This window comes from Prevotella sp. TF12-30 (assembly GCF_003436715.1).
GTDB classification, from domain to species: domain Bacteria; phylum Bacteroidota; class Bacteroidia; order Bacteroidales; family Bacteroidaceae; genus Prevotella; species Prevotella copri_A.
On sequence record NZ_QSQJ01000070.1, the window covers coordinates 6,006 to 6,798 of the forward strand.

Annotated in this window: 2 protein-coding genes; both read left to right on the plus strand. The window is 35.3% G+C overall.

All coding sequences use genetic code 11. The annotated features are described in order from the left end of the window. The first annotated feature begins 85 nt into the window (after positions 1-85). Positions 86-475: a HEPN domain-containing protein gene (locus DXD25_RS15675; protein WP_117664314.1), complete on the plus strand. Its 390-nt coding sequence runs from the start codon at positions 86-88 to the stop codon at positions 473-475. Continuing rightward, positions 454-750, plus strand: a complete 297-nt coding sequence (locus DXD25_RS15680) for a nucleotidyltransferase domain-containing protein (RefSeq protein WP_117664315.1) — start codon at positions 454-456, stop codon at positions 748-750. Before DXD25_RS15675 ends, DXD25_RS15680 begins: the two co-directional genes overlap by 22 nt. Positions 751-793: the final 43 nt, after the last annotated feature.

Sequence of the window (793 nt, forward strand, 5' to 3'; positions counted from 1 at the left end):
AGTTTTTTATCCTAAAAAATCTTTTTAACACTAAAAATTTGGCAATCTCAATTATTTGCTTTATTTTTGCACAAAAACAAAACGTATGGCAATAGATAAAGTTAAATATTGGAAAGAACTTGCAGACTATGACATCGAAACCGCTGAGGTTATGTACAACGGTGGAAGATGGCTATATGTTGGCTTTATGTGCCATTTGGTTATAGAAAAAACAATAAAGTCGTATTGGAGTGCTATAAAACCAGATGAGGTTCCATACATCCATAACCTCTTGAAGTTGGCACAAAGCTGCGGGTTAGTATCAAAAATGACATCAGAACAGCTAAAGTTTCTTGCGGAATTAATGCCAATGAATATTGAGGCAAGATACCCATCCTACAAAGATGAGCTGGCGAAGAAATTGACTCCAGAATATTGCAGAACATTAATAAATAAAACAAAAGAATTAAAACAATGGATAGAGAACATGCTTTAATGATAGTAAAATGCTACAAGGAAGCAATACTTCCATTGCTTGCTAATGCGAAAGTATATCTGTATGGTTCTTGTAGTAGAAATGAAGCAAGAAAAGATAGTGATATCGATGTAGCAGTAGTTATACCTAAGCTTAATGGCGACTGGCTGGACACTACATCTTCATTATGGCTTGCCACCCTTAATATAGATACATCTATAGAACCGGTGTTGATTGAAGAATGCAAACCATCACCCTTATATGATGATATAATACGTAATGGAATAGCAGTATAAAATACAGAAATCCCCCATCCTACTTTCTCAAGCGGGATGGGGG

Coding starts and splice junctions, on each gene's coding strand:
- DXD25_RS15680 (WP_117664315.1), top strand. CDS start 454: ATGGATAGAGAACATGCTTTAATGATAGTAAAATGCTACAAGGAAGCA.
- DXD25_RS15675 (WP_117664314.1), top strand. CDS start 86: ATGGCAATAGATAAAGTTAAATATTGGAAAGAACTTGCAGACTATGAC.